Here is a 25,635-nt window from a genome sequence, read left to right on the forward strand (position 1 = left end):
GATTGGTGCAGGGAATTGGCGATTGTTGTGTTGGTTTAATGGTATGTGGATTCATGCTTCGTCGAGCCGCGCTGTGACTACAGAGGATGCGGCGCGATTGCTCCCGCTCATGCCGGTTACCCGCGTTCGCGCATTGTTGGCCGTGCGCATCACTTCGCTTCCTGCACCGCATCGGCGCGGATCTTGAACCAGATGGAATACATGGCCGGCAGGAACACCAGGGTCAGCACCGTGCCGGCGATCGTGCCGCCGATCAGGGTGTAGGCCAGGGTTCCCCAGAACACCGAGTGGGTGAGCGGGATGAAGGCGAGCACGGCTGCCAGCGCGGTCAGGATCACTGGCCGCGCACGTTGCACGGTGGCCTCCACCAGCGCCTGGCGCGCGTTCATGCCTTCATGTTCGTTGTGGTGGATCTGCCCGATCAGGATCAGCGTGTTGCGCATCAGGATGCCGGACAACGCGATCAGGCCGACCAGCGCGTTGATGCCGAACGGTTGCTGGAACAGCAGCAGGGTCGGCACCACGCCGATCAGGCCAAGCGGGCTGGTCAGGAACACCATGATCATCGCCGACATCGAGCGGACCTGCAGCACGATGATCAGCAGGGTCAGCGCCAGCATGATCGGGAACAGCGGCAGCATCGCCGCCATCGCCTTGCCGGATTCCTCGATCGCGCCGGCCTCGGTGATGCTGTAGCCCTTGGGCAGCGTTTCACGCAGCGGCGCGAGCGCGGCGGTCATCGCCTTGGAAACATCCGGCGGCTGCAGGCCCTCGGCAATGTCGCCGCGCACGGTGATGGTGGGAACGCGATCGCGGCGGCGCATCAACGGTTCTTCCATGCGCATGTCCACCGTGCCGATCTGCGATAGCGGAATGCGCTGCCCCGCTGCACCGGTCAAGGTGAAATCCTGCATCTTGGCTGGGTCCAGGCGGGTCGTGCCGGACGAACGCGCCAGCACCTGCACGGTGCGGATGTCCTCGCGCACGGTGGTCACCGGCACGCCGTTCAGTAGGAACTGCAGCTGCTGGGCGGCACTGCTGGAGCTCAGCCCGACCGCCTGCAGGCGGTCCTGGTCCAGGCTGAAGTGCAGCGCTGGCGTGCGCGCGCCCCAGTCGCTGTTGACCGTGCGCATCGTCGGGCTGGCACGCAGCTGCGCTTCGACCTGGCTGGCGATGCCGCGCAGCACGTCCGGGTCCGGGCCGCTCACCCGGTAAGCCACCGGGAACGGCGAGTACGGGCCGAACACCAGCTGGCTCACGCGCACCTGCGCTTCCGGTGCCAGGCCTGCGGCCACTGCCGTGCGCAGCCGGTGCTTCAATGCTTCGCGCTCTTCCTGGCTGTCGGTGCGGATGACGATCTTGGCGAACGCGGGGTCGGGCAGTTCCGGCGACATGGCCAGGAAGAAGCGCGGAGCGCCCTGGCCGATGTAGGCGGTAACGATGCGGGCCTCCTTCTGCCTGGCCAGCCAGGCCTCGACCTTGGCCGTGGCCGCGCTGGTCTGCGCGATCGCGGTGCCATACGGCATCTGCACTTCCACCAGCACTTCCGGGCGATCGGAGATCGGGAAGAACTGCTTCTTCACCGCGCCCATGCCGAGGATCGCCAGCGCGAACAGCACCACCACCGAACCCGCCACCAGCCACTTGCGTGCGATCACCCCGTTCAGCAGGCGGCGGAAGCGGTTGTAGCGCGGCGTGTCGTACATCGCCTGGTGGCCGCCTTCCACCTGTTTCAGCTGCGGCAGCAGCTTCACGCCCAGGTACGGCGTGAACACCACCGCGACCACCCACGACGCGATCAGCGCAATGCCGACGATCCAGAACATGTTGCTGGTGTACTCGCCGGCCGTGGAACGGGCGAAGCCATTGGGCATGAAGCCGACCGCGGTGACCAGCGTGCCGGACAGCATCGGTGCGGCGGTATGGCTCCACGCGTAGGCCGAGGCGGCCACGCGGCTGAAGCCTTCTTCCATCTTCACCACCATCATCTCGATGGCGATGATGGCATCGTCCACCAGCAAGCCCAGCGCAAGGATCAGCGAGCCCAGGGTGATGCGGTCGAAGTTCTTGCCGGTGGCGGCCATGATCAAGAACACCGCCGCCAACGTCAGCGGTACCGCGGCGGCCACCACCACGCCGACCCGCCAGCCCATGCTGACGAAGCAGACCAGCATCACCACCACCAGCGCCACGAAGAACTTCACCATGAATTCGTCGACCGACGCGCTGATGTTGTCGGACTGGTCGGTCACCTTGTTCAGCGCCATGCCCAGCGGCAGCTCGCCGTTGATCGCCGCCATTTCGCCGTCCAGCGCCTTGCCGAGGTCGAGTCCATTCCAGCCATCGCGCATGACCACGCCAAGCAGCAGCGCAGGCTCGCCACCGTTGCGGATGAGGAAGGTGGCAGGGTCTTCATAGCCACGCTTGACGGTGGCGATGTCGGCCAGCTTGACCGTCTTGCCGCCAGACACGATCGGCGTGTTGCGGATCTTGTCCAGCTCGTCCAGGGCGCCATCGAGCCTGACGAATACCGTCGATCCTTTGGTGTCCACCGAGCCGGACGGAGTCAGCGCGTTCTGCCCGTTCAGCGCGGCGAACACGTCCTGCGGGCCGATGCCCAGGGTGGCCAGACGCTCGTGGGAGAACTCGACGAAGATGCGCTCGGGCTGTTCGCCAATGATGTTGACCTTCTTGACGCCGGGCACGTGCAGGATCCGCTGGCGCAGCGTCTCCGCATCGCGGGTCAGGACACGGTGCGGCTCGCCCTTGGCCTTCAGCGCGAACAGGGCGAAGGTGACGTCGGCATATTCGTCGTTGACCATCGGCCCGATCACGCCGGCCGGCAGGTTCGCCGCCTCGTCCTGCATTTTCTTGCGCGCCTGGTAGAACTCGTCCTGCACCTGCGAAGGCGGCGTGCTGTCCAGCAGGCTCAGCGTGGTGAATGCCAGGCCGGGGCGGGTGAAGGTCTCGCTGCGGTCGTACCAGCGCAGTTCCTGCAGCCGCTTCTCCAGCTTCTCGGCCACCTGGTCCTGCATTTCCTGGGCCGTGGCGCCCGGCCAGGCGGTGACGACGGTCATCACCTTCACCGTGAAGGCCGGATCCTCGGCGCGGCCGAGCTTGAAGAACGAGACGATGCCGGCCAGCGACACCAGCAGGATCAGGAACACGGTGATGGAACGTTCCCGCACCGCCAGCGCGGAAAGATTGAAGCCGCTCACGGTGCGGGCACTCCGGCACGGGCGGCGGCCGCGCGTTCCAGAATCCGCACCGGCTGGCCTTCGCGCAGCAGGTGCGCACCCAGCGCGGCGACGCGGTCGCCGTCCTTGAGGTTGCCGGACACGTATGCGCTGTCATCGCCGATGCGCAATACCTTTACCGGCCGCCAGCGCGCCTTCGCCGGCTGACCGTCGATGAGCCAGACGCCCGGGCCCTTGCCGCTGTCGCTCAGCCCGGCCAGCGGGACGAGCACGCCGCTGGCCCCGGCCGCCGCGCCCTGGTTGGGCAGCTGCAGCGTCACCGTGGCGCCCAGCGGCGGCGGCTGCTCTTGCGCATCCAGCACGTAACGCGCTTCGAAGGTGCGCGACAGCGGATCGGCCGCGCTGGACAGCACCCGCAGGCGCGCAGTCTCCGGGGCGCCGGAGCGGCCATAGATGCTGGCCGTGGCGGTGGAACCCAGCGCTGGACGCACTGTCTCCGGCAACTGCACGACCGCTTCGCGCGGACCGGAACGGGCCAGGCGCACCACCACCTGTCCGGCGGCAACGACCTGGCCCGGCTCGGCCAGGGTCTGGGCGACCACGCCATCGCTATCGGCAAGCAGCGTCGCATAGCCACTGGCGTTGGCGGCCACCGCCGCCTGCGCCTGTGCGGCATGCAGTTCCGCCTGCGCGGTGTCCGCCGCGGCCTTGATCTGGTCATACGCGGACTGCGAAACCACCTGGCTCGCGGCCAGCTTCCGGTACCGCACCTCGTCCTGGCCGGCCTGCGTCGCGCGCGCCCTGGCGGCAGCGACCGCTTGGCGCTGCGCACTGGTGGCCAGGTCCAGATCGGCCGGGTCCATGCGCATCAGCGGCTGGCCGCGTTTTACGTCTTTCCCCGCATCCACCAACCGCTCCAGCACCTTGCCGGAGACGCGGAAGCCTAGGTCGCTTTGCACCCGTGCCTGGATGGTGCCGGTGAAGGAACGGGTCTCGGTGGATCCGGCACGCACGGCCTCGACCCGCACCAGTGGCGGCTCGGTCCTGGGATCCGGCGGCGGCTTGCCACTGCAGGCGGCCAGGGCCAGGGAGAGTAGGGAAAGTGACAGCAGGCCTGGAGAACGGTGCCGCGGCATGGAAGAACCCGAAGAGGAACTATCGATGCCGGAATGTTGTTCCTAGTGACCAATATTGTCAATAGTCACTAACTTGCGATCAAGGCGACAGGCTTCTCAGGATCAGGCTGGAGAGCCGCGTCGGCGCCTCTTCGCTGTACTGCAGGCTGTGACGCAGCAGCAATGGATTCAGGTATGGGCGCATGACCAGATAGATGGCGTGAGACGCCTCGTCCAGCGGTGTCTTGCGCTCGAAGTCGCCCGCGGCCCGGCCCCGCTCCAGGATCTTCTGCAGGTGCGCACCCACGCGGGCCTCGTAGGCCACCGCCGTGGGCCAGCCCTCGGAGGCCGCCGCGACGGCGATCTCGTAGAGCTTCCGGTCCTCATTGAACAGCTCCACGCTCGCTTCCACGGCGACGCGGAACATGCGCCGCAGCTGCTCCGGTGCGCTGTCGGTACTGGCGATGGCCGCCTCGATCTGCTGCTCGATGCCGCGCAGGCAGGTGCCGCAGATGGCTTCTCCGATCGACTGTTTTGAAGCGAAGAACTTGTAGATGTAGGCCTTGGAGAAGCCGATCGCCCGTGCCAGGTCGGACACGGTCGTTTTCTCGTAGCCGTAGTGGCTGAAGTGCTCGGTCGCGGCGGCGACGATCTGGTCGCGGACCTCATGGTCCCCGGGACCGCGCGTGGGCGCCGGGTTATCGGTATCGATGCTCATGCGGGCACTTTATCGGCGGGCAGTCGGGCTGGCAAATTGTGACTGGATGGAATACTGGTCACTTCCAACTCAGGGCGCCGAATGCAGGCGCTTCAAGCGTCGATCCTGCAGGCGCCAGGGGCGCCGGCCTTGCAGCTTGCCAGGGCAAGCCGCGCCGCGAACCGCGTCGGCCTGGGCAAAGTGCCCGTGGCCGAACAGCGCTGAGCTAGTCGATCGCCTCGATCCCTTGTTGCTTGAGTTGCTCAAGGTGATCGTGCATCTCCTTGAGCCTGTCGGGGGAATGGCCCTCCCATTGCGCGACCTCGCCCAGGACGCGCAACGGTTGCCGGCAGCGATAGGACTTGGTGGGGTTGCCCGGGAAGCGCTTGTCGGTCAGGTTCGGATCGTCTTCCATCGGTCCTGTGGGTTCCACGAGGTAGATCCTGCCGCGACCTTCGCCCATGGCCAGTTCGGCTCCCCAGATGGCCGCGTCCAGCGTGGCGGTCAGGTAGACGAAAGCGGCCGGCTTCCTTTTGCCGTAGTTGGAGGCGTAACCGGGCTCGATCAGATCGCCCAACTGCAGGTCGGCCTTGGTGCCGTGGTAGTACGTCTGCGTGTCCATCATCGTTGCTCCGGTTCCCTGCCGTATCGACAGGTCGGCGATGCTGCATGAAGCGCAGGGCCTTGCCGCAAGCCCCCATGCGTTATATAAATTCATGGTGGGGAGGCGCTTGGCGTCTCCCTTTTTGTTTATGGCATGGCGGCGCACTGGGCAGCGTGGTGCCGATCTGGCGCCAGGCGGGTAGGGCTGCGCGGGCGCCGGCGAGCGCGTCGCCGGCGCATCACGCGCACGGACAAACCCGCCGCGAGGGCGGGTCTGTTCCGTTGCGCGCCTCGCCTTGCGGAAAGGCGCGCGTTACGGAGCTCAGCGCGGCAGGTCGAACAGCAGGAATTCCGTGTCCTGCGCATCGGCGAAGTGCAGCTGCGCCTCGTCCACGGCCTGCGCCGCGTCGCCGGCTTTCAGTGCCTGGCCATTGACCGTGAGCGCGCCGCGGATGACCTGCACGTAGGCGCCGCGTCCGTCGGCCAGCGGGTAGTCGACGCGCTCGTCGCCGTCCAGGATCGCCGCGTAGATGCGCGCATCCTGGTGGATCCGCACGGCGCCGTCCTCGCCCTGCGGCGCGGCGATCAGGCGCAGCTGGCCGCGCTTGGTCTCCGGCGCGAAGTGCTTTTCCTCGTAGCCAGGTTCGATCCCGGCGCGTTCCGGCATCAGCCAGATCTGCAGGAAGTGCACCGGCTCGCTGGCCGAGTGATTGAACTCGCTGTGGCTGACCCCGGAGCCGGCGCTCATGCGCTGCACGTCGCCGTAGCGCAGCACCGAGCCGTTGCCCATGCTGTCCTTGTGTTCCAGCGCGCCGTCGAGCACGTAGGACAGGATCTCCATGTTGCTGTGCGCATGGGTGCCGAAGCCCTGGCCCGGCTGCACCCGGTCTTCGTTGATCACCCGCAGCGGGCCGAAGCCCATGTGGCGCGGGTCGTGGTAGTGGCCGAAGGAGAAGGTGTGGCGCGAGGACAGCCAGCCGTGCTCGGCGCGGCCGCGGGTGTCGCTGGGGCGGATCTGCAGCATGAGAAGCTCCTGATAGTGGCGGTATGTGCAAGTGGATCGATAGGCAGGGCGGCGGCGATATCGGTTGGATTTCGTGGCTGCCTTGCGGTGAGGACAAGTATCCGCACTGGTCCCGGATTTGAAAAACGGATAGATTCGGTCTCTATCATCGAAAAATTCGAATGCTCAAGATCAGCCTCGACGCCTTGCAGATCCTCGACGCCATCGACCGCCGCGGCTCGTTCTCGGCGGCCGGCAAGGCGCTGTACAAGGTGCCGTCGACCATTTCCTACACGGTGGCCAAGCTGGAGGAGGACCTGGGTGTGCAGCTGTTCGCGCGGCTGGGGCCGAAGGTGGCGCTCACCGCGGCCGGGGCCGAGCTGCTGCGCGAGGGCCGGCACCTGCTGCGCGCGGCCAGCGATCTGGAACTGCGTGTGCGCCGCGTCGCCTCCGGCTGGGAGACCGAGTTCGCGCTGGGCCTGGACTCGGTGTTCGCGCCGGACTGCCTGGCAGAGGACGTGGCCGCGTTCTACGCGGTCGCCGACCAGACCCGGCTGCGGATCGTGCAGGAATCGCTGTCCGGCACCTGGGAGGCGCTGCTGGACCGGCGCGTGGACCTGCTGGTCGGCGCGGCCGGGGAGGGGCCCAGCGGCGGCGGCTATGTCGCCGAGCCGTTCGGCACGTTGCCGTTCGTGTTCGTGGTCGCGCCCGCGCATCCGCTGGCGCAGGCGGTCGAGCCGCTCGGCCGCAGCCAGTTGGCCGAGCACCGTGCGGTCGCGGTCGCCGATTCGGCGCGGCGGCTGCTGCCGCGCACGGTCGGGCTGCTGTTCGGCCAGGACACGCTGACCGTGCCGGATATGCCCAGCAAGTACCGCCTGCAGCTGGCCGGGCTGGGCTTCGGGTTCCTGCCCGAGCCCTACGCGCGGGCGGCGCTGGCGCGCGGCGCGCTGGTACGCAAGCAGGTCGAGGAGCCGAAGCCGGACGAGGTGTTCCAGCTGGCGTGGCGCAGCGGCGAGGAGGGCGCGGCGCTGGCGTGGTGGCGCGCGCGCATGCGCCAGCCCGGGGTGTTCGAGGCGTGGCTGGCGCGGCTGCAGTCGCGGCTGGAGTGAGCGCCCGATGGGCGGGTCTGTTCCGCCGGTGATGCGCCGTCGTGCGCGCCGCACGCCGATGACCGGAGGATAATGCCGCATCCCTTCTTCTCCCCGGCGCGGGCATGGCCATGCAGGAACTGATCGCGCGTTACGGCCTGGGCCTGGTCTTCGTCAACGTGCTGGCGTTGTCGCTGGGCCTGCCGGTGCCGGCATTGCCGACCCTGATCCTGGTCGGTGCGACCTATGCACTGCTCGATGGCAGCGCGGTCTGGAGCAGCCTGCTGGCCGCGTTGTCGGTGTCGATCGCGGCCAGCCTGATCGGTGATCTGGTCTGGTTCGGCGCCGGGCGCCGCTACGGCAACCGCACGCTGCAGTCGCTGTGCCGCCTGTCGCTGTCGCGCGATACCTGCATGAAGCGGACCGAGCGCTTCTACACCCGCTGGGGCGTGCGCGTGCTGGCGGTGGCCAAGTTCGTGCCCGGCCTGTCGATGGTGTCGGTGCCGATGGCCGGGGCGATGCGGGCGCGGCCGGGCGCGTTCCTGCGCTACGACGCGCTGGGCGCGGCGCTGTGGGCCGGCTGCGGTTTGCTGCTCGGCCTGGCGTTCGCCGACCAGGTGGAGGACGTGCTGGACTGGTTGAGCCTGCTCGGCACGCGCGCGGTGCTGCTGCTGGCGGGCCTGCTGGTGCTCTACATCGGCTATCGCGCGTGGCGCCGGCATACGCTGCTGAAGTCGATGGAGACGCTGCGCATTGACGTGGACGAGCTGTATGCGCTGATGCAGGGCGAGGCCACGCCGATGGTGCTGGACATCCGCGCACCGGGCTATCGCACGCTCGAGCCGTATGCGATTCCCGGCGCGATGGAAGTGGACGATCGCCGCATCGACGCCATCGTCGCGGCGCTGCCGCGCGATCGCAAGATCGTCATCTACTGCGCCTGTCCGAACGAAGTATCGGCGGCGGTGCTGGCCACGCGCCTGCGCCAGCATCACTACGAGGACGTGGTGCCGCTGCGCGGCGGCCTGGATGCATGGCGCGCGGCGGGTTACGCGGTGATCGAGCTGGGTGGCGGGACGGCAGCGCCGGCGCCGGGCATCGGCGGCAAGGTCGCTGCGTAAGCGGCTGCGCGCAAGCGCTTGCAGTGCGGGCACCAGCGAATCGAAAGGCAAAAAAAAACGACAAGCGCAGGCTTGTCGTTTTTGATCTGACTGGTGCGCCCGGAGAGATTCGAACTCCCGACCGCCTGGTTCGTAGCCAGGTACTCTATCCAACTGAGCTACGGGCGCGTCGTCAGGCGCGGGATTATTCCCGAGTTCTGCCGATCCGTCTACACCGGCGTGCGCCGATGCGCGGAAAGGCCGATGGCCGTGCGCGGCGATGTAGGTCGCATGCTCGCGAATGGCCGGCGGACACGCAAAAAAAACGACAAACCGAGTTTGTCGTTTTTCATCTGACTGGTGCGCCCGGAGAGATTCGAACTCCCGACCGCCTGGTTCGTAGCCAGGTACTCTATCCAACTGAGCTACGGGCGCGTCGTCAGGAGCGGAATTATTACCGAGTCCCCCGGACCCGTCAATGCCCTTCGCGGAAAAAATTCATCCTGCGGCGCCGAGCAGGGCCTGCGCCACCGCCGCCGGCCGCCGCATCCAGGCGAAATGGTCGGCCGTGGCGCCCAGTTGCGCCGCATCCAGCGACTGCACCTCGAGCTTGCGCGGCGCCAGCTTGCGCACAAAGGCGCGCAGCGAGGTTTCCGGTCCCATCCAGTCGTCCTGCAGCAGCACGCCGCGCACCGGTGCGGTGAGTTGCGCCAGCCGCGCTTCCAGATCGGCGCTCATGCCCGCGGCCGCATAGCGACCGCTCAGGCCCACGCGCGTCCAGTCCGCGATCAGGCCGCGCGCCTCGGTGCCGCCGAAGCCGAGTCGGCGTCCGTGCAGCACGCCCTGGCGCTGCGCCAGCCATGCCATCAGGCGGTACGCCAACGGCAGCAGATAGCGACGCGGCGCGGCGAAATGGCGCCAGTACGGCGTGCCGCTGGCGACCAGCCACAGCTGCGCGAAGGCCTGCGGATGCAGCGCGGCGTAGCAGCAGGCGAGCTGCCCGCCGAGGCTGTGGCCGCCGACGGTCAGCGGCAGCGCGCTGTGCTGCGCCAGCGCCGCGTGGCTGGCCGGCAGGTCCTCGCACAGCAGTTGCCGGTAGCCCCAGTCGCAGGCGCGCGACGGGCGCAGCGTGCTGCTGCCGTTGCCGCGCCATTCGTGCAGGAACACGGCCACGCCGCGTGCGGCCAGCGCCTCGGCCAACGGCAGGTAGTGGCGCGCGGCCACGCCCAGCGCAGGCAGCCACAGCAGCGCCTGGCGCGGCGCGGCGGGAATGCGCGTCAGCACGCTCCAGCGATGGCCGTCGCCGGCGCTGGCCGGCAGCGCCTGGTCCGTCATCGCCTGCACGCTCATGCGCCGCGCGCTGCGCCGAAGTGGTCCAGCACCACCACATCGCCGCGGCCGGGGCGGTAGCCGCCCTGCAGCGCGCGGGCGACGTAGTCGATCGCCGCTTCGCAGGCCACCGGCAACGCCAGGCCCTGGCACAGCTGCGCGGCGATCGCCGAGGCGAGGGTGCAGCCGGTGCCGTGCGCCTGCAGCGCCAGCCGCGCATGGCTGAATTCGCTGCGGCTGACGCCGTCGTCGTAGCGGTCGATCACCCGGTGGCCTTCGGCCAGGTGGCCGCCCTTGAGCAGCACCGCCTGCGCGCCGGCCTGCAGCAGCGCGGCGGTGGCGTGCTCGGCATCGTCGGCGTTCTCGATCGTGCGGCCCAGCAGCAGCTGCGCTTCCGGCGTGTTCGGGGTGACCAGCGTCGCCAGCGGCAACAGGCGGCTGCGCAGCGCATCCAGCGCATCGTCTTCGAGCAGCTTGGCACCGCTGGTCGCGACCATCACCGGGTCCAGCACCACGAACGGCGGGCGGTACTGCTCCAGCGCGTCGGCGACCAGATGGATCACCGCGGCATTGGCGAGCATGCCGAGCTTGACCGCGGCGATGTCGAAATCGGCGAAGCAGGCGTCGATCTGCGCGCGCAGGAACGCCAGCGGCGGCACGTGCACGGCGCTGACCCCGCGGGTGTGCTGCGCGGTCAGTGCGGCGATCGCCGACACGCCGTGCACGCGATGCGCGGCGAAGGTCTTCAGGTCCGCCTGGATGCCGGCGCCGCCGCCCGAGTCGGTGCCGGCGATGCTCAATGCGGAGACGACGGATGGTTCGCTCATGCGCCGATTGTGCAGCGTCGGCCGCGGCTTGGCGACCGCGCGTTCAGCGCTGCTGGCGCCGGTAATGGGCCTGCAGCGCATAGGTGGTGCCGACCAGCCCGGTCAGCAGCGCCGGCGCCAGCAGCGCATCGAAGCCGATGCGGCGATAGGCCCAGGCGCCGAGCACGCCGCCGAGCAGGAAGCCGCCGATGATCAGCAGGCTCAGGCGGATGCGCCGGCGCGGCAGCGGCAGGCCGCGCAGCGCCTGGCCCAGGCCGATGCCCAGGTCGGTGAACATGCCGGTCAGGTGGGTGGTGCGCACCACCGCGCCGCTGTAGGTGGTGGTCATCGCGTTCTGCAGGCCGCAGGCCGCGGCGGCGAGCAGCGCGCCGACCAGTTGTTGCTGCTTGAACGCCTGCATCGCCGCCAGCAGCAGCAGCGCTTCCAGCGCCAGCGCCACGCCGTAGCGGCGGCCCAGCCGCAGCCGGCTGTCCTGCACCACGATGCCGCTGAGCACCGCGCCGCCGAGGAAGGCCAGCACCACGCCGAGCAGGTTGCCGATCACCCGCATGTCGCCGTCAGCCAGCGCCGCGCCGAGCAGGGTGGTGGTGCCGGTCAGGTGGGTCACCGCCTGGTGTTCGAAGCCCAGATAGCCGACCACGTTGACCATGCCGGCCACGCAGGCCAGCGCGCCGGCGAACGCCCAGGCCCAGCGCGGCAGCTCGAAGTTCATGCGCCGGCGCCGCACCGGCGCGCCGCGCGCGACGGGCTGGACGGAGGCGGCCGGCGCATGCGCTGTGGCCTACTTCGCGCCGTTGACGGCGATCTCGGAGAAGCTGCCGCTGGCCGGGTCGAACACCGCGCCCCAGAAGCCGCTGCCGCCGCCGCATACGCGCACCGCATCGACGCTGGGGTCGAGATCGCTGTCGTCGTTCGGCTTGAACGCGTTGACGTAGATCGCCTGCTGGCCGCGGTAGAGGATGCCGACGTACTGGCGGTCGTAGCTGGCCGGCTCGGCGATGCTCGGCTGCAGTTGCGCCAGCCGCGTTTCCAGCTGCGCGATCTGCTCCAGGCTCGGCGCCCAGTAACCGCTCACCGCGCCGTCGTGGCGCGCCGGGCTGTCGCGCGAACAGGTGTCGAGCACCTGCGCGGCGGTGCTGTTGCGGGTGACGACCCACGACTGCCCGGCCTTGATCGCGGTCGGCACGCTGGCCGGTCCGCGCGTGGTGGTGCACGCGCCGAGCAGCGCCAGCGCCAGCGCCAGCGCCGCGCCGCCCAGGCGCGCGCCGGCGGCGCTCACAGCACCTCCGAGGCGTAATCGGCCAGGCGCGAGCGCTCGCCGCGGCGCAGGGTCACGTGCGCGCTGTGCGGCCAGGCCTTGAAGCGATCCACCGCGTAGGTCAGGCCCGAGGTGGTTTCGGTCAGGTACGGGGTGTCGATCTGCTCGACGTTGCCCAGGCACACGATCTTGGTGCCGGGGCCGGCACGGGTGATCAGCGTCTTCATCTGCTTCGGGGTCAGGTTCTGCGCTTCGTCCAGGATCAGGTAGCGCGACAGGAAGGTGCGCCCGCGCATGAAGTTCATCGAGCGGATCTTGATCCGGCTGGCGAGCAGGTCGTTGGTCGCCGCGCGGCCCCAGGCGCCGCCTTCCTGGTTGTGGGTCAGCACTTCCAGGTTGTCGGTCAGCGCGCCCATCCACGGCGTCATCTTCTCTTCCTCGGTGCCGGGCAGGAAGCCGATGTCCTCGCCGACGCTGACCGTGGCGCGGGTCATGATGATCTCGCGGTAGCGCTGCTGGTCCATGGTCTGCGCCAGGCCGGCGGCCAGCGCCAGCAGGGTCTTGCCGGTGCCGGCGGTGCCGAGCAGGGTGACGAAGTCGATCTCCGGGTCCATCAGCGCGTTGAGCGCGAAGTTCTGTTCGCGGTTGCGCGCGGCGATGCCCCACACCGCGTGCTGGCCGCTGCGGAAATCGTCGACCAGCGCCAGCGTCGCCTTGCGCTCGCCGCTGACCTTGACCACGCGCAGCTCGACCTCGTCGTCGCCGGGCAGGTACAGGTACTGGTTCGGATACCAGTCCTCGTCGTCGGCCAGCGCGATCTCGTAGCAGGTGCGGCCCTTGTCGCTCCAGCTGCGCAGGTCCTGGTTGTGCTTCTGCCAGAAGTCCTCCGGCAGTTCGATCGCGCCGGTGTACAGCAGGCTGAAATCGTCCAGCGCGCGGTCGTTCTCGTAATCCTCGGCGATCAGGCCGCTGATCGCCGCCTTGATCCGCAGGTTGATGTCCTTGGACACCAGGATCACCGGCGTTTCCGGGCCGTCCTCGCGCAGCGCCAGCACCGCGGCCAGGATCTTGTTGTCCGGCGCCACGGTGCCGAAGCTGCGCCCGGGCTCGACCGGGCGGGTCTGGAAGTACAGCCGGCCGATGCTGCCGCTGCTCTTGAGCTGGATGCCCTGCGGATGGCTGAGCGGGATGCCCGACTCGATCTGCTCGGCGCCGGCGCCTTCGATCAGCTCGTTGAGGAAACGGCTGACCTGGCGCGCGTTGCGGCTGACCTCGGACATGCCCTTCTTGGCGTTGTCCAGCTCCTCGATCACCTGCATCGGCAGGAACACGTCGTGTTCCTCGAACTTGAACAGCGCGGTCGGATCGTGCATCAGCACGTTGGTATCCAGCACGTAGATGCGCTTGCCTCGGGTCATCGTGGATTCCTGGGAAGGGGACAGGGACAGACCATCACCGCCTGCGCGGGGCAGGGGGATGCGGCGTGCGGGAAGCGCGAATGATCACTGCTGGGCGGCGGCCTGCAGTGCGTCGTACACGGCCTGGGCGTGGCCGGGAACCTTGACCTTGCGCCAGCTGCGCAGCAGCCGGCCCGAGGGCGAGATCAGGAAGGTGCTGCGCTCGATGCCGAGCACCTGGCGGCCGTACATGTTCTTTTCCTTGATCACGTCGAAGGCGCGGCACAGGGCCTCGTCGGCGTCGCTGACCAGCGGGAAGCGGAAACCCTGCTTGGCGCAGAAGGTGTCGTGCGACTTCAGCGAATCGCGCGAGACGCCGAGCACGGCGGCGTTGGCCTGCTCGAACTGCGGCAGCAGCGCGTTGAAGTCGATGCCCTCGGTGGTGCAGCCGGGGGTGCTGTCCTTCGGATAGAAATACAGCACCAGCCAGCGGCCGGCGTAGTCGCCGAGCGTGGCGCTGGCGCCGCCGGACAACGCCAGCGGCAACGCCAGCGTGGTGCGGTCCAGGGTGTCGCCGTCCTTCATCGGGTGTCCTCCGCGTGCATCGCCATCATCTGCGTTCGCCTGCGTCGATGTCCAGCGCGGCTCAGAACTTCATCGGGTCCATGATCGCGTCCAGGTTCAGGTGGTCGCAGAACTCGAGGAAATCGTCGCGCAGCGCGGCGATGTGCATGTTCGCCGGCACCCCGATCGTCACCTGCGCCGAGAACATCTCCGCGCCGGTCTGCATCGCGCGGTAGCGGGTGCTCTGCAGGTTCTCGATGGTGATGCCCTGGCGGTCGAAGAAGTCCGCCAGCTGGAACAGGATGCCCGGCTTGTCGGCGGCGATGACCTCGACGATGTAGGGCAGCAGGTTGGATTGCGCCTGCTTGGCGCCGGTGCGGTACCACACCAGCTTCATGCCTTCCTCGCGGTCGAGCCGGGTCAGCATGGCCTCGAGCTTGGCCACCGCGTCCCAGGAGCCGGTCGCCAGTGCGGTCACCGACACGTCGCGACCGACCGTGGCCAGGCGCGCATCGACGAGATTGCAGCCACTGTCGGCGATACGGCGCGTCACCGGCAACAGCGGCGACTCCGGATGCGTCGTATAGGCGTTGATCAGGAGGTGGTTTTCGGTCGGCGCGGGCCGGGGCGTGGTGTCGGTCAAAGGGGCTTCCGGCATTGCGTAGGATTGCGTAAGGCTGAACGGCGTCCGGGCGGTCGCTCGGCGCAGTATGCAGCATACTTGCCCGCGCTTTCGGGCCGCAAGTAACATGCGGGACGAATCCCGTCCGTGCAGGCCGCACGCGGCCCTCTCTCACAGCGAGCATCAGGCATCTTGTCCCTCTCCGGCATCATCACCGCCCTGGCCACGCCCTTCCAGGGCAATGGCGACCTCGACCTCGACGCCTGGCAGCGGCTGCTCAAACGGCAGCTGGACGGCGGCGTGCAGGGCGTGGTGGTGGCGGGATCGACCGGCGAGGCGGCCACGCTGCTGGACGAAGAGTACGACCTGATCCTGCGCGAAGCGGCGCAGGCGCTGGGCGGGCGCGTGCCGCTGCTGGCCGGCACCGGCCTGTCCGGCACCGCCAAGACGGTCGCGCTGACCCGCCGCGCCGCGGCCAACGGCGCGCAGTACGCGCTGGTGGTGACGCCGCCGTACGTGCGCCCGACCCAGGCCGGCCTGCTCGCGCACTACCTGCAGGTGGCCGAGCACGGCGGCCTGCCGGTGGTGCTGTACAACGTGCCCGGGCGCACCGGCTGCGACCTGCTGCCGGAGACGGTGGCGCAACTGGCGCAGCATCCGAACATCGTCGGCATCAAGGAAGCCAGCAGCGATCCGCAGCGCATCGCCGCGCTGGTCGCGCTGCGCAGCGACCGCTTCGCCGTGCTCAGCGGCGACGACGGCAGCGCCGCGCAGGCCATGCTCGGCGGCTACGACGGGCTGATCTCGGTCGCCTCCAACGCCTTGCCGGCCGCCTACCGGCGCCTGTGCGACCTGGCGCGCGCACGCCAGACCGAGCCGGCGCAGGCCTGGGACGCGCGGCTGCAGCCGTTCCACGCGTTCTGCGGCATCGAATCCAACCCGATCCCGGTCAAGGCGCTGCTGCAGCGCGCCGGCATCGGCCACGGGCTGCGGCTGCCGCTGCTGCCGCTGTCCGCGGCGCACCAGGCCACGGCCGACCGTCTCGCCACCGACGCAGCCGCGTTGGAAGAACTATCCAGCCGCGAAACGCTCGCGGCCTGACCTCAGGAGATTTATCGATGCGTGCTTCCGTTCCCTACGTCCGCGTGCTGTCGGCCGCCGTGCTGGCGACCACCATGGTCGCGGCCACCAGCGGTTGCAGCTGGTTCCACAAGGGCAAGCCGCGCGGCGACTATGCGTTGGCCCCCGAGATGCGTCCGCTGGAAGTGCCGCCGGACCTGACCACGCCGGATACCTCGGCGGCGATGAAGGTGCCGGCGCTGGCGTCTGCCGCGCCGCGCCCAGGCGCCAGCAGCGCGCCGGGCCAGGCGCCGGCGGCGTCGAACAGCGGCTTCGTGGTGCCGGGCGCGCGCGACCAGGTGTTCGGCCAGGTCGGCGACGCGCTGGGCGGCATCGAGGGCGTCACCATCGCCAGTCGCGCGCAGGTGCTGGGTTCCTACGACGTGGCCTACGAAGGCAGCAACTTCCTGGTCCGTGTGGTCGCGGTCGAATCCGGCGTTTACGTGTCGGCGGTCGATCCGCGCGGCATGCCGGCCAGCGGCGAAGCGCCGGTCAAGCTGATCGCGGCGCTGAAGGCCAAGCTCGGCCATTGAGCCGACGTCGCCGGCCGGCGTTCGCGCCGGCCGTTGCGACGAGTGACACGAAATGGGCGCCGCAGGGCGCCCGTTTTCGTTTGGGGACAGGTAAAAGCGTTGCGCAGACGGCGCTGGTGCTTGACCGCGAGACTGTGGGAGCGACTTCAGTCGCGACGGGCTTTACCGGGAAGGCCCGTCGCGACTGAAGTCGCTCCCACAACAAGCGCTAGTGGCGTCGATGGGGAAATGCGCCGGCCTGTATCGGCGGCCGAAGCGCCGCGGTGATGGCTGAAGCGACTCGATGGCGGTGCGGGTAACGCGAGTCCCGCGGTAACGGCCGGAGCGGCCCGGCAGCGTGTGCGCGGGGCAGGGCAGCGCGCTGTGCGCGGCCGAGGCCGGGCGGGATGTGGAACGTTACTTCAGCAGCAGCGGCAGCTTGTTCGGCTTGCCGTCCCAGTCGGCGGCGTCGGGCAGCGGTTCCTGGCGCGTGGTCAGCACCGGCCAGGCCTTGGCCAGTTCCGCGTTGAGCGCGACGAAGCCTTCCTGGCCGGCCGGCACGTCGTCCTCGGGGTAGATCGCGTTGGCCGGGCACTCCGGCTCGCACAGGGTGCAGTCGATGCACTCGTCCGGATCGATCACCAGGAAGTTGGGGCCGGCGTGGAAACAGTCCACGGGGCACACTTCCACGCAGTCGGTGTATTTGCACTTGATGCAGTTTTCGGTGACGACAAAAGGCATGGTTCGATCCGGCGATTAACCGCGCAATTCTAAAGCAGTCGGCGTCGGTGCGTGGAGAATGCGCGTTGGCCGGCGCCGGAGCGGCTTGCCAGGCCGCGGCGCGGCAGCCTGTGCCGCAGGTCCGGTACGCGGCCCAGGCCGCGCCAAGATCAATCGCCGATGCCGCCGCGGCGTTGCGCCAGGCGGTACAAACCGCGCGCGGCCAGGTCTTCGGGGTGGGTGTGGACCTGGCTGCCCAGCGCGCGCAGCGCATGCGCGTAGCGGTCCAGCAGACCGCTGCCGCCGATCAGGTGCACCTGCGGCGCCAGCGGCAGGCGCGCGCGCAGTTCGTGGCCGATCAGCAGGCCGGACAGGTAGGAAGGCGCGGCGGCCGCGCTCAGCCGCTCGAACAGGCCCAGGCTGCGCACGCCGAACAGATGGTGCAGCAGGCCGCCGGGCTCGCCGCTGCGCTGCAGGCCGGCATCGAAACCGGCCGCGTCGAAATGTGCGTCGTCGGCGTCCATCAGGCGCGCCAGCAGGCTGTGCTGGCGCAGCAGCGCGTACAGCTCGCCGGTCATCATCGTGGCCAGGGCGGCGATGCGGCCGTGTTCCAAGTCGACCCATTTGCTGTGGGTGCCGGGCAGGCACACGCTGTGCCGGTGCGCGTCCTGGGCCTGTTGCGCCAACGCGTCGAGCAGGCCGATCAGCTGGGTCTCCTCGCCGCGCATCACGTCCGGCACCGCCTCGGCGCTGCTGGCCACGCCGGGCACGAACCACAGCGTGCGCCCGGGCAGCGCCGGATCCTGCAGCGGCTGCATGGCCGCGGCGAGCGCGTCGGCGTCGGCCGGGCAGGGCGCGTACGGCAGTTCGATCCAGCCGTTGCGGCTGCCGATCATGCCGCACAGCACCACGTCGCCGGGCCAGTCGTCGACCAGCGCCGCCAGGGTTGCGGCGTAGCGGCCCTGGCAGGCGCTGATGCCCTGGTCGCTGCGGCGTTGTTCGAGTGCTCGGCCATCGGCCGCGAGCCGGTAGCCGCGCAGGCTGCTGGTGCCCCAATCGATGGCGATCATGCGCTGGCGACGCGTCCTTCGGGCAGCCCGGCGACGCCGACCGCGGCCACGAACAGGCCGCCGGCCTGCGGGGTGCGCGCCAATTCGTCGTCGCTGTGGTCCATCCGCGAGGTGCTCAGGTACAGCGTGCTGCCGTCGGCGCCGCCCAGCGTGGGGCAGGTGGGGTGCTTGACCGGCAGCGCGACGCTGCGCTCGACGCTGCCGTCGGGCCGGTAGCGGACCACGCGCCAGGCGCGCCATTGCGCGTTCCACAGGTGGCCGTCGGCATCGATGATGGCGCCGTCGGGTTCGGCGTCGGGATGTTCGAGTTCGGCGAAGACGCGGCTGTTGCTGGTCTGCGCGTTGGCGGCGTCGTAGTCGCAGCACAGGATCTGCGGGCGCACCGAGTCGCAGTAGTACATGGTGCGGCCGTCGGCGCTGAAGCAGATCGCGTTGGGGATGGCCACGCCGGGCAGCGGCAGGCGGCGCAGGCCGTGGCGCGTGGACCACTGGTAGAAACTGCCGACCGGCGCCTGGTCGGCGCGTTCGCTCATGGTGCCGAACACGAAGTTGCCGTGGCGGTCGGCGCGGCCGTCGTTGCTGCGGGTGTCGTCGCGCTCCGGCTCCAGCTCGGCGAGCTTGTGCAGCGGCAGTTCGGTGGCGTCGGCGGGGCTGGCATCGGGATCGGCCGCGTACACGCCCTTGGCCAGCGCCAGCAGCAGGCGCCCATCGTCGTACAGGCCCAGGCAGCCGGGACGGTCGGGTAGGTTCCAGTGGCGGGTGGCGCCGCTGGCCGGATCGTGCCGCCACAGCTGGCGCGCACTGATGTCGACCCAGAACAGCACCTGCCGGCGCTCGCACCAGACCACGCCTTCGCCGTGGATGCAGCGGCTGTCCACCGCCAGCGTGGCGGTGTGCGCGGGCGATCGGGTTGCACTCATGGGTTCACCATTCGGCGATGCTGCCGTCGGCATGGCGCCAGACGGGGTTGTGCCAGTCGGGCGGGTTCTGGTTGGCATGGCGCAGGCGCTCCTCGTCGATTTCCACGCCGAGGCCGGGCTTGGGCAACGCGGCGATACTGCCGCCATTGTCGCAGGCGAAGTCGTCCTTGTTGATCACGTAGTCGAGCAGGTCGGCGCCTTCGTTGTAGTGGATGCCGATGCTCTGTTCCTGCAGCACCGCGTTGTGCGAGACGAAATCCACCTGCAGGCAGGCGGCCAGCGCGACCGGGCCGAGCGGGCAGTGCGGGGCCAGGCCGACGTCGTAGGCGTCGGCCATGCTGGCGATCTTCAGGCACTCGGTGATGCCGCCGGCATGTGACAGGTCCGGCTGCAGCAGCGACAGGCCGCCGGCCTGCAGCACCGGCTTGAAGTCGAAGCGCGAGAACATGCGTTCGCCGGCGGCCAGCGGGATCGGCGTGGCCGCGGCCAGGCGCGGATAGTATTCGGCCAGTTCCGGCAGCACCGGCTCCTCGACGAACAGCGGCTTGAACGGCTCCAGTTCGCGCAGCAGCACGCGCGCCATCGGCGCGGAGACGCGGCCGTGGAAGTCGATGCCGAAGTCGATGCTGTTGCCGAACGCCTCGCGGATCTGCGCGACCTTGGCCACCGCCGCGTCCACCGCGCGCGGCCCGTCGATCAGCTTCATCTCCTCGGTGCCGTTGAACTTGAAGGTGTCGAAGCCCAGCTCGCGGTAGCCCTGGATCTGGGCGATGATCGCCGACGGGCGGTCGCCGCCGACCCAGCGGTAGGTCTTCATGCGGTCGCGCACCAGCCCGCCGAGCAGTTCGTACACCGGCACGCCCAGCGCCTTGCCCTTGATGTCCCACAGCGCCTGGTCGATGCCGGCGATGGCGCTCATCAGGATCGGCCCGCCGCGGTAGAAGCCGCTGCGGTACAGCAGTTGCCAGATGTCGTTGATCCGCGACGGATCCTTGCCGATCAGGTAGCCGCCCAGCTCGTGCACCGCGGCGTCGACGCTGCGCGCGCGGCCTTCGATGACCGGCTCGCCCCAGCCGGTGATGCCCTCGTCGGTCTCGATCTTCAGAAACAGCCAGCGCGGCGCGGCGTGATAGGTGGTGAGGCGAACGATCTTCATGCGTGGTCCAAGTAGGCTTGGCGGAAGGCGGCGGCCTGCGCCTGGGTCTGCGCGAGCGCCTGGCCGGGCCGGTACAGTTCGCCGCCGATGCCGGCGCCGATCGCGCCGGCGGCCAGGTAATCGCCGAGGGTGTCGATGCTGACCCCGCCGACCACGAACAGCGGCACCGTCGCCGGCAGCACCGCGCGCAGCGCGCGCAGGTGGCCGGGTCCGTAGGTGGCGGCGGGGAACAGCTTGAGCATCTGCGCGCCGGCATCGAGCGCGTCGAACGCCTCGGTGGCGGTGGCGAAGCCGGCCACCACCTGCAGGCCGCGCGCGACCGCATGGCGGATCACCGGCGGGCGCGTGTTAGGGGTGACGATGAAGCGCGCGCCGAGGTCGGCGAGGGTATCGACGTCGGCGATCTTCAGCACCGTGCCGCCGCCGATCCAGCAGCGCTGGCCGAACGCCTGCGCGGCCGCGCCGATGCTGGTTTCCCAGCGCGGCGAATTGAGCGGGATCTCGATCGCGTCGTAGCCGGCGTCGGCCAGCGCGCCGACATGCTCCAGCGCGGCGTCGGGGGCGATGCCGCGCAGGATCGCGATCAGGGGGAACTGGAACGGGGAGACGGCGGACATCGGCTTACCTGGCAACGGGCGTGGAGCGGAGGGCGTCCACCGCGACGCCGTCATCGCACGGCCGCAGCGGCGCGCAGTCGAGCGGCCGTCCCGTTGGCGACGAACTGGCGGGCGCCATCGGCCGTTGCGCTGGCCGATCGTCCTGCTCATCTACGCTGGCGCGGCGCGCCGGCGCCTTCACGAGGCGGGTGTGGCGGTGGGACGGATCGCGGCCGGAGCTGCGACTGTTCGATAGCCTGCGCGTGTGAGATATGCTCGGCAAATGAAATTTTAGACATATGCTATTCCGTTGGTGAATACGCATCTTCCCCCAGGATCTCGCTCCGCTATGACCGCTTCCGCCAATCCCTGGTTCAACGCCGCACGCCTGAAGACCCGGCACCTGTTGCTGCTGTTGCAGCTGCACGAGCACCGCTCGGTGCTGCGCGCGGCCGAGGCGGCGAGCATGACCCAGCCGGCGGCCTCCAAGCTGCTGGCGGAAATGGAGGATCTGCTCGGGGTCAAGCTGTTCGAGCGGCATGCGCGCGGGGTGGAGCCGACCTGGTACGGACAGGTGCTGATCCGCCGCGCGCGTTCGGCGATGTCGGAGATCGGCCGCGCGCAGGAGGAGATCGCCGCGCTGCGCGAGGGGCGCATGGGCCAGGTCTCGATCGGCACCGTGGTCAATCCCGGCACCAACCTGGTGCCGCAGGCGATCGCCGAGGTCAAGCGCGAGTTCCCCGGCATTCTGGTGCGGGTGGAGATGGACTACAGCCGGCCGCTGGTGGCCAAGCTGCTGGACGGCCAGCTCGACATCGTGATCGGGCGCATCCTCGGCCCGTACGGCGGCGACGAACTGGAGTTCGAGCCGCTGGCCGACGAGCCGCATTCGGCGGTGGCGCGCGCCGGGCATCCGCTGTCGGCGCGCACCGACCTGCGCCATGCCGACCTGGCGCGCTACGGCTGGGTGCTGCCGCCGGTGGACAGCGTGCTGCGTGCGCGGCTGGACGCGATGTTCCTGGAGCACGGCGTGCCCACGCCGCAGAACGTCATCGAGACCTCGTCGCTGCCGGTGATGACCAGCCTGCTGCGCGGCAGCGACCTGCTCGCGGCGCTGCCGGCCGACGCGGTGGCGCCGTACGTGCAGGCCAAGCTGCTGACCGTGCTGCCGATCGCGCTGGGGGTGCGGATGGAGTCGTTCGGCATCATCCGCCGCCGCGACTACATGCTGCCGCCGGGCGCCGAACGCATCCTGCTGGCGCTGCGCAATGCGGCCAAGCGGCTGTATCCGGAGCGCGCGCCGGGCTGAGCGGCCGGGCGGCGTTGCGCGATGACGGTCGCCCGTCGCAACCCGAACAGGGCCAGGGTCGTTCGACCGATCGCGGCGAGGACGCGTCCATCGGAAGGCGCCATGGCCGGCGGCAATGACGGACACGGCAACCATGGCGTGCATCGCTGACCGCCGTGCTATCAAATTCATGTCTTCAGCTAGTCGAAAAAGACATAGCTTGGCGTGAATATTTCATTTGCTTGACGCAGAAGCCACTCCTAGGCTCGGCCGATCGTGACCAGACCGTGTCGCGTCACCCATTTACCGGGGGCGCGCCGGCGCGCCAGCGATACGGCAGCGGGCCATGGCGCGCCGCCGTCACAACCTGAAGGACGTCGCGCTTGCGCGGCCGTCATCCGTGTATGCATGTCTCCTGGGAGGGAAGCGTCATGTCATCGCGTCATTACCGTGGTCCGGCCTCGCCGACCGCAGCGGTTCGCAGTACCCGCGTGTTGCGTCGCTCGGCCATGGCGCTGAGCATCTGCGTGCTGCTGAGCGCGCAAGCGCTGGCGCAGGACGCCGACAATGCCACCAGGAAGCAGGGCGCCGATCCGGTGATCCAGCTCGACGCGGTCGAGGTCAAGGGCGTGCGCGCCAGCCTGATCAAGTCGCAGACGATCAAGCACGATGCCGAGCAGATCGTCGACTCGGTCAGCGCCGAGGACATCGGCGCGCTGCCCGACCGCAGCGTCACCGAGACCCTGCAGCGGGTCAGCGGCGTGACCATCGACCACTTCATGGCGCGTAACGACCCGGACCATTTCTCCGCCGAAGGCAGCGGCGTGATGATCCGCGGCATGACCCAGGTGCGCGGCGAACTCAACGGCCGCGACAGCTTCAGCGCCGCCAGCGGCCGCGGACTCAGCTTCGAGGACGTGCCGGCCGAACTGATGGCCGGCGTGGACGTGTACAAGAACCCGTCGGCCGAGATCATCGAAGGCGGCCTCGGCGGCACGGTCAACCTGCGCACGCGCATGCCGTTCGACCAGCCGGGCCGGGTGATCGGCTTCACCGCCGACGAGAACTACGGCGACTTCAGCAAGACCTACAAGCCGTCCGGTTCGTTCCTGATCAGCGATCGCTGGAACACCGGCGTCGGCGAGATGGGACTGATGCTGGACCTGGCCTATTCGGAACTGGCCACCCGCAGCGACGGCATCCAGGTGGAGCCGTTCGTGCGCCGTACCGATCCGGCGCTGCTGGCCGGCACCGATTTCGACAAGGTCTACGTGCCCGGCGGCGTCAACTGGCGGCAGCTGGATTTCGAACGCAAGCGCAAGGGCGTGGCCGGGGCGTTCCAGTGGCGGCCCAGCGACGACACCGAGATCTACGTGCAGTACATGCGCTCCACCTACGACATGAACTGGCAGGAGCGCGCGGCGTTCTTCAACGACGACACCAACGCGGTCAGTCCCGCGCCCGGCAGCACCTTCACCTACGACGCCGATGGCCGTTTCGTCAGCGGCTCGCCGGTGTCCAGTTCCTGGCGCGGCAACATCACCGGCAACGATGGCGTGCGCTTCTACACCGACAACCGCTACGCGCAGCAGAGCACCACCACTTCGGATCTGTCCGGCGGCTTCAGCCACAAGCTCACCAGCAACCTCACCGTGCGCGGCGACATGCAGCTGGTGCGGTCGGAAAGCGATGCACTGGATTTCACTCTGTTCAGCTCGATCTACCTGCCGGGCCTGAACTTCGACCTGAGCGGCAAGTACCCGGCGGTGTCGATCGCCGACACCGGCTATACCTCCGACCCCTCCAACTATTTCTGGAGCGCGGCGATGGACCACCTGGCGAAGAACCGCGGCCGCGAACTGGCCACGCGCTTCGACCTGGAATACACCTACGACGACAATCCGTGGCTGCGCAGCTTCCGCGCCGGCATCCGCGCCACCGACCGCACCCAGACCAACAAGAATTCCGGCTACAACTGGGGCGTGATCAGCGACAACTGGGCGATGATTCCCGGTACCGCGAACGGGACCGGCCTGGCCGACCTGGCCAGCTACTCGCCCGCGTCCTCGCAGCTGTATTCGTACTCGAACCTGTTCCGCGGCAAGATCAGCGTGCCCAACAGCCTGTACTTCCCCACCAATGCCGCGGTCAAGGACTATGCCGGCACCTCCAAGCTGATCGAGCAACTGGTGGCGCTGCGCGGCTGGGGCTGGGCGCCGGACCAGTACCAGTTGCAGGACACCAACCGCCAGTTCGAGCGTACCCAGGCCGCCTACGCGGTGCTGTACTTCGGCAACGACGAAGCGCTGGGCGTGCCGGTGGACGGCAACGTCGGCGTGCGCATCGTGCAGACCAAGACCGAGGCGACCGGCTACGGCCAGTTCCCCGACCTGTCGGCCACCGCAGCGTCGGACGCGCTCAAGGCGCAGTACACCGGCCAGTTCTTCCCCAACAACGCGCAGGGCAGCTACACCAACGTGTTGCCGAGCTTCAACATGCGCTTCAAGTTCTCCGATGCGCTGCAGTGGCGCATCGCCGCATCCAAGGCGATGGCGCGGCCGGACTACACCCAGCTGCAGCCGTATCTGCTGCTTGAAGCGACCACCGAGGACGACGGCACGGTGTCCAGATGGACCGGCACCGCGGGCAATCCGAACCTCAAGCCGATGAAGGCCAACCAGTACGACACCGCGCTGGAATGGTATTTCGACACCAGCGACATGATGTACCTGACATTGTTCTACAAGAGCGTCAAGGACTACTTCTCCACCCAGACCACCACCGAGAGCTACGGTGGCCAGGACTGGCTGGTGACGCGGCCGTACAACATGGCCAAGGGCCGCATCCGCGGGTTCGAATACGGCTACACGCAGTTCTTCGACTCGTGGCCAGGCTGGCTGAGCGGCTTCGGCGTCAATGCCAACTTCACCTTCGTCGACAGCAGCGGCGGGGTCAATTCCGCGACCGATCCCTATACCCAGACCACCGTCACCGGGGTGAGCCTGCCGCTGGAAGGGCTGTCGCGGCGCAGCTACAACTTCGCCGGCATCTACGAGAAGGGACCGCTGTCGGTGCGCCTGGCCTACAACTGGCGTTCGCGCTACCTGCTGACCGCCAGCGACGTGGCGACCAAGCTGCCGACCTGGTCGGACGACTACGGCCAGCTCGACGCCTCGGCGTTCTATCGTTTCACCCCGCACCTGCAGCTCGGTATCCAGGCCAACAACCTGACCAATACGGTGACCAAGGTGTTGATGGGGCCGACTTCCTATGCCGACGGCGAAGTCGACACCCACCTGTACACGCGCAGTTGGTTCGTCAACGACCGCCGCTATTCGCTGGTGCTGCGCGCCAACTGGTAAGCGGCGCCGCCCAAGGCGTTTCCCTAGGCCCGCATGCGCTGAGCATGCGGGCTTTTTTGTGGCGGCGCCGGCGTCGCAGCCGGCGGGAGACG

The 25,635-nt window shown here is 68.9% G+C and carries 23 protein-coding genes and 2 tRNA genes; 6 read left to right on the forward strand and 19 right to left on the reverse strand.

Features of this window, described 5'->3' with window-relative positions:
* Positions 1-149 precede the first annotated feature (149 nt).
* From J2Y70_RS07415 to J2Y70_RS07435, 5 genes are all read right to left on the reverse strand, one after another.
* The gene (locus J2Y70_RS07415; RefSeq protein ID WP_309915363.1) at positions 150-3,218 is read right to left on the reverse strand and encodes an efflux RND transporter permease subunit; all 3,069 of its coding nucleotides are present in this window, start codon (positions 3,216-3,218) and stop codon (positions 150-152) included.
* Positions 3,215-4,333: an efflux RND transporter periplasmic adaptor subunit gene (locus tag J2Y70_RS07420; protein ID WP_309915366.1), complete on the reverse strand. Its 1,119-nt coding sequence runs from the start codon at positions 4,331-4,333 to the stop codon at positions 3,215-3,217. Before J2Y70_RS07420 ends, J2Y70_RS07415 begins: the two co-directional genes overlap by 4 nt.
* Positions 4,334-4,412: 79 nt before the next feature.
* A complete protein-coding gene (locus J2Y70_RS07425; RefSeq protein WP_309915369.1) occupies positions 4,413-5,030 on the reverse strand; it encodes a TetR/AcrR family transcriptional regulator in 618 nt (205 codons plus the stop codon).
* Between the two features lie 205 nt (positions 5,031-5,235).
* Positions 5,236-5,631 (reverse strand): NAD(+)--rifampin ADP-ribosyltransferase, encoded by a 396-nt coding sequence (gene arr / locus J2Y70_RS07430; protein ID WP_369011079.1) that lies wholly within the window; start codon positions 5,629-5,631, stop codon positions 5,236-5,238.
* Positions 5,632-5,934: 303 nt separating this feature from the next.
* Complete coding sequence (locus J2Y70_RS07435) at positions 5,935-6,636, reverse strand: pirin family protein (RefSeq protein ID WP_263398105.1); 702 nt, start codon at positions 6,634-6,636, stop codon at positions 5,935-5,937.
* Between the two features lie 161 nt (positions 6,637-6,797).
* Here J2Y70_RS07435 and J2Y70_RS07440 point away from each other — a divergent pair, with 161 nt between their 5' ends.
* Both J2Y70_RS07440 and J2Y70_RS07445 read left to right on the forward strand, forming a co-directional pair.
* Entirely contained in the window at positions 6,798-7,724 is a 927-nt protein-coding gene (locus J2Y70_RS07440) for a LysR substrate-binding domain-containing protein (protein ID WP_263398106.1), read from the forward strand.
* Between the two features lie 110 nt (positions 7,725-7,834).
* Positions 7,835-8,824: a DedA family protein/thiosulfate sulfurtransferase GlpE gene (locus tag J2Y70_RS07445; protein ID WP_263398440.1), complete on the forward strand. Its 990-nt coding sequence runs from the start codon at positions 7,835-7,837 to the stop codon at positions 8,822-8,824.
* Between the two features lie 91 nt (positions 8,825-8,915).
* On the opposite strand, the gene J2Y70_RS07450 is transcribed toward J2Y70_RS07445, so the two are convergent.
* The 9 genes from J2Y70_RS07450 to J2Y70_RS07490 form a co-directional block, all read right to left on the reverse strand.
* A tRNA-Arg gene (locus tag J2Y70_RS07450) sits at positions 8,916-8,992 on the reverse strand.
* A 169-nt stretch (positions 8,993-9,161) separates the two neighbouring features.
* Positions 9,162-9,238 (reverse strand) — tRNA-Arg (locus tag J2Y70_RS07455).
* A gap of 63 nt (positions 9,239-9,301) precedes the next feature.
* The gene (locus J2Y70_RS07460; RefSeq protein WP_309915376.1) at positions 9,302-10,153 is read right to left on the reverse strand and encodes an alpha/beta fold hydrolase; all 852 of its coding nucleotides are present in this window, start codon (positions 10,151-10,153) and stop codon (positions 9,302-9,304) included.
* On the reverse strand, positions 10,150-10,959 hold the full coding sequence (gene thiD, locus J2Y70_RS07465; RefSeq protein ID WP_309915378.1) for a bifunctional hydroxymethylpyrimidine kinase/phosphomethylpyrimidine kinase: 810 nt from the start codon (positions 10,957-10,959) through the stop codon (positions 10,150-10,152). Before thiD ends, J2Y70_RS07460 begins: the two co-directional genes overlap by 4 nt.
* Positions 10,960-11,002: 43 nt before the next feature.
* Positions 11,003-11,671, reverse strand: a complete 669-nt coding sequence (locus J2Y70_RS07470; RefSeq protein WP_309915381.1) for a YoaK family protein — start codon at positions 11,669-11,671, stop codon at positions 11,003-11,005.
* A gap of 69 nt (positions 11,672-11,740) precedes the next feature.
* Positions 11,741-12,238 carry a hypothetical protein gene (locus tag J2Y70_RS07475; protein ID WP_309915384.1) on the reverse strand — a complete coding sequence of 166 codons (498 nt, stop codon included), beginning with the start codon at positions 12,236-12,238 and terminating at the stop codon, positions 11,741-11,743.
* Positions 12,235-13,635, reverse strand: coding sequence for a PhoH family protein (locus J2Y70_RS07480; protein ID WP_179564215.1), 1,401 nt, complete (start codon positions 13,633-13,635; stop codon positions 12,235-12,237). Before J2Y70_RS07480 ends, J2Y70_RS07475 begins: the two co-directional genes overlap by 4 nt.
* 84 nt (positions 13,636-13,719) lie before the next feature.
* The gene (locus tag J2Y70_RS07485) at positions 13,720-14,199 is read right to left on the reverse strand and encodes a peroxiredoxin (protein ID WP_309915387.1); all 480 of its coding nucleotides are present in this window, start codon (positions 14,197-14,199) and stop codon (positions 13,720-13,722) included.
* A gap of 61 nt (positions 14,200-14,260) precedes the next feature.
* Positions 14,261-14,836, reverse strand: a complete 576-nt coding sequence (locus J2Y70_RS07490) for a glycine cleavage system protein R (protein WP_003475101.1) — start codon at positions 14,834-14,836, stop codon at positions 14,261-14,263.
* A 156-nt stretch (positions 14,837-14,992) separates the two neighbouring features.
* On the opposite strand from J2Y70_RS07490, the gene dapA reads away from it, so the two are divergent.
* Together dapA and J2Y70_RS07500 are read left to right on the forward strand one after the other, a co-directional pair.
* The gene (dapA, locus tag J2Y70_RS07495) at positions 14,993-15,901 is read left to right on the forward strand and encodes a 4-hydroxy-tetrahydrodipicolinate synthase (RefSeq protein WP_309915390.1); all 909 of its coding nucleotides are present in this window, start codon (positions 14,993-14,995) and stop codon (positions 15,899-15,901) included.
* Between the two features lie 17 nt (positions 15,902-15,918).
* Positions 15,919-16,452, forward strand: a complete 534-nt coding sequence (locus tag J2Y70_RS07500; RefSeq protein WP_263398113.1) for a hypothetical protein — start codon at positions 15,919-15,921, stop codon at positions 16,450-16,452.
* A gap of 396 nt (positions 16,453-16,848) precedes the next feature.
* Here the strand turns inward: J2Y70_RS07500 and fdxA are convergent, their stop codons facing one another.
* From fdxA to J2Y70_RS07525, 5 genes are all read right to left on the reverse strand, one after another.
* Positions 16,849-17,172 (reverse strand): ferredoxin FdxA, encoded by a 324-nt coding sequence (gene fdxA, locus J2Y70_RS07505; RefSeq protein WP_046980845.1) that lies wholly within the window; start codon positions 17,170-17,172, stop codon positions 16,849-16,851.
* Between the two features lie 149 nt (positions 17,173-17,321).
* Positions 17,322-18,221, reverse strand: a complete 900-nt coding sequence (locus J2Y70_RS07510) for a 2-dehydro-3-deoxygalactonokinase (protein ID WP_309915397.1) — start codon at positions 18,219-18,221, stop codon at positions 17,322-17,324.
* Entirely contained in the window at positions 18,218-19,141 is a 924-nt protein-coding gene (locus J2Y70_RS07515; RefSeq protein WP_309915400.1) for an SMP-30/gluconolactonase/LRE family protein, read from the reverse strand. Before J2Y70_RS07515 ends, J2Y70_RS07510 begins: the two co-directional genes overlap by 4 nt.
* A 4-nt stretch (positions 19,142-19,145) precedes the next feature.
* Complete coding sequence (gene dgoD, locus J2Y70_RS07520) at positions 19,146-20,297, reverse strand: galactonate dehydratase (RefSeq protein ID WP_309915404.1); 1,152 nt, start codon at positions 20,295-20,297, stop codon at positions 19,146-19,148.
* Positions 20,294-20,914, reverse strand: coding sequence for a 2-dehydro-3-deoxy-6-phosphogalactonate aldolase (locus J2Y70_RS07525; RefSeq protein ID WP_309915407.1), 621 nt, complete (start codon positions 20,912-20,914; stop codon positions 20,294-20,296). Before J2Y70_RS07525 ends, dgoD begins: the two co-directional genes overlap by 4 nt.
* 328 nt (positions 20,915-21,242) lie before the next feature.
* Between J2Y70_RS07525 and J2Y70_RS07530 the strand changes: the two genes are divergently transcribed.
* Both J2Y70_RS07530 and J2Y70_RS07535 read left to right on the forward strand, forming a co-directional pair.
* Positions 21,243-22,202, forward strand: a complete 960-nt coding sequence (locus J2Y70_RS07530; protein WP_263398118.1) for a LysR substrate-binding domain-containing protein — start codon at positions 21,243-21,245, stop codon at positions 22,200-22,202.
* Positions 22,203-22,690: 488 nt separating this feature from the next.
* A complete protein-coding gene (locus J2Y70_RS07535) occupies positions 22,691-25,543 on the forward strand; it encodes a TonB-dependent receptor (protein ID WP_309916239.1) in 2,853 nt (950 codons plus the stop codon).
* Positions 25,544-25,635 lie beyond the last annotated feature (92 nt).

This window comes from Xanthomonas sp. 1678 (assembly GCF_031455575.1).
Lineage (GTDB): Bacteria > Pseudomonadota > Gammaproteobacteria > Xanthomonadales > Xanthomonadaceae > Xanthomonas_A.

Excerpts from the sequence above, each read along its gene's own strand:
- J2Y70_RS07420 (WP_309915366.1), bottom strand. The coding sequence starts at position 4,333 with ATGCCGCGGCACCGTTCTCCAGGCCTGCTGTCACTTTCCCTACTCTCC.
- J2Y70_RS07425 (WP_309915369.1), bottom strand. The coding sequence starts at position 5,030 with ATGAGCATCGATACCGATAACCCGGCGCCCACGCGCGGTCCCGGGGAC.
- arr (WP_369011079.1), bottom strand. The coding sequence starts at position 5,631 with ATGGACACGCAGACGTACTACCACGGCACCAAGGCCGACCTGCAGTTG.
- J2Y70_RS07435 (WP_263398105.1), bottom strand. The coding sequence starts at position 6,636 with ATGCTGCAGATCCGCCCCAGCGACACCCGCGGCCGCGCCGAGCACGGC.
- J2Y70_RS07440 (WP_263398106.1), top strand. The coding sequence starts at position 6,798 with ATGCTCAAGATCAGCCTCGACGCCTTGCAGATCCTCGACGCCATCGAC.
- J2Y70_RS07445 (WP_263398440.1), top strand. The coding sequence starts at position 7,835 with ATGCAGGAACTGATCGCGCGTTACGGCCTGGGCCTGGTCTTCGTCAAC.
- J2Y70_RS07460 (WP_309915376.1), bottom strand. The coding sequence starts at position 10,153 with ATGAGCGTGCAGGCGATGACGGACCAGGCGCTGCCGGCCAGCGCCGGC.
- thiD (WP_309915378.1), bottom strand. The coding sequence starts at position 10,959 with ATGAGCGAACCATCCGTCGTCTCCGCATTGAGCATCGCCGGCACCGAC.
- J2Y70_RS07470 (WP_309915381.1), bottom strand. The coding sequence starts at position 11,671 with ATGAACTTCGAGCTGCCGCGCTGGGCCTGGGCGTTCGCCGGCGCGCTG.
- J2Y70_RS07480 (WP_179564215.1), bottom strand. The coding sequence starts at position 13,635 with ATGACCCGAGGCAAGCGCATCTACGTGCTGGATACCAACGTGCTGATG.
- J2Y70_RS07485 (WP_309915387.1), bottom strand. The coding sequence starts at position 14,199 with ATGAAGGACGGCGACACCCTGGACCGCACCACGCTGGCGTTGCCGCTG.
- J2Y70_RS07490 (WP_003475101.1), bottom strand. The coding sequence starts at position 14,836 with ATGCCGGAAGCCCCTTTGACCGACACCACGCCCCGGCCCGCGCCGACC.
- J2Y70_RS07500 (WP_263398113.1), top strand. The coding sequence starts at position 15,919 with ATGCGTGCTTCCGTTCCCTACGTCCGCGTGCTGTCGGCCGCCGTGCTG.
- fdxA (WP_046980845.1), bottom strand. The coding sequence starts at position 17,172 with ATGCCTTTTGTCGTCACCGAAAACTGCATCAAGTGCAAATACACCGAC.
- J2Y70_RS07510 (WP_309915397.1), bottom strand. The coding sequence starts at position 18,221 with ATGATCGCCATCGATTGGGGCACCAGCAGCCTGCGCGGCTACCGGCTC.
- J2Y70_RS07515 (WP_309915400.1), bottom strand. The coding sequence starts at position 19,141 with ATGAGTGCAACCCGATCGCCCGCGCACACCGCCACGCTGGCGGTGGAC.
- dgoD (WP_309915404.1), bottom strand. The coding sequence starts at position 20,297 with ATGAAGATCGTTCGCCTCACCACCTATCACGCCGCGCCGCGCTGGCTG.
- J2Y70_RS07525 (WP_309915407.1), bottom strand. The coding sequence starts at position 20,914 with ATGTCCGCCGTCTCCCCGTTCCAGTTCCCCCTGATCGCGATCCTGCGC.
- J2Y70_RS07530 (WP_263398118.1), top strand. The coding sequence starts at position 21,243 with ATGACCGCTTCCGCCAATCCCTGGTTCAACGCCGCACGCCTGAAGACC.
- J2Y70_RS07535 (WP_309916239.1), top strand. The coding sequence starts at position 22,691 with ATGGCGCTGAGCATCTGCGTGCTGCTGAGCGCGCAAGCGCTGGCGCAG.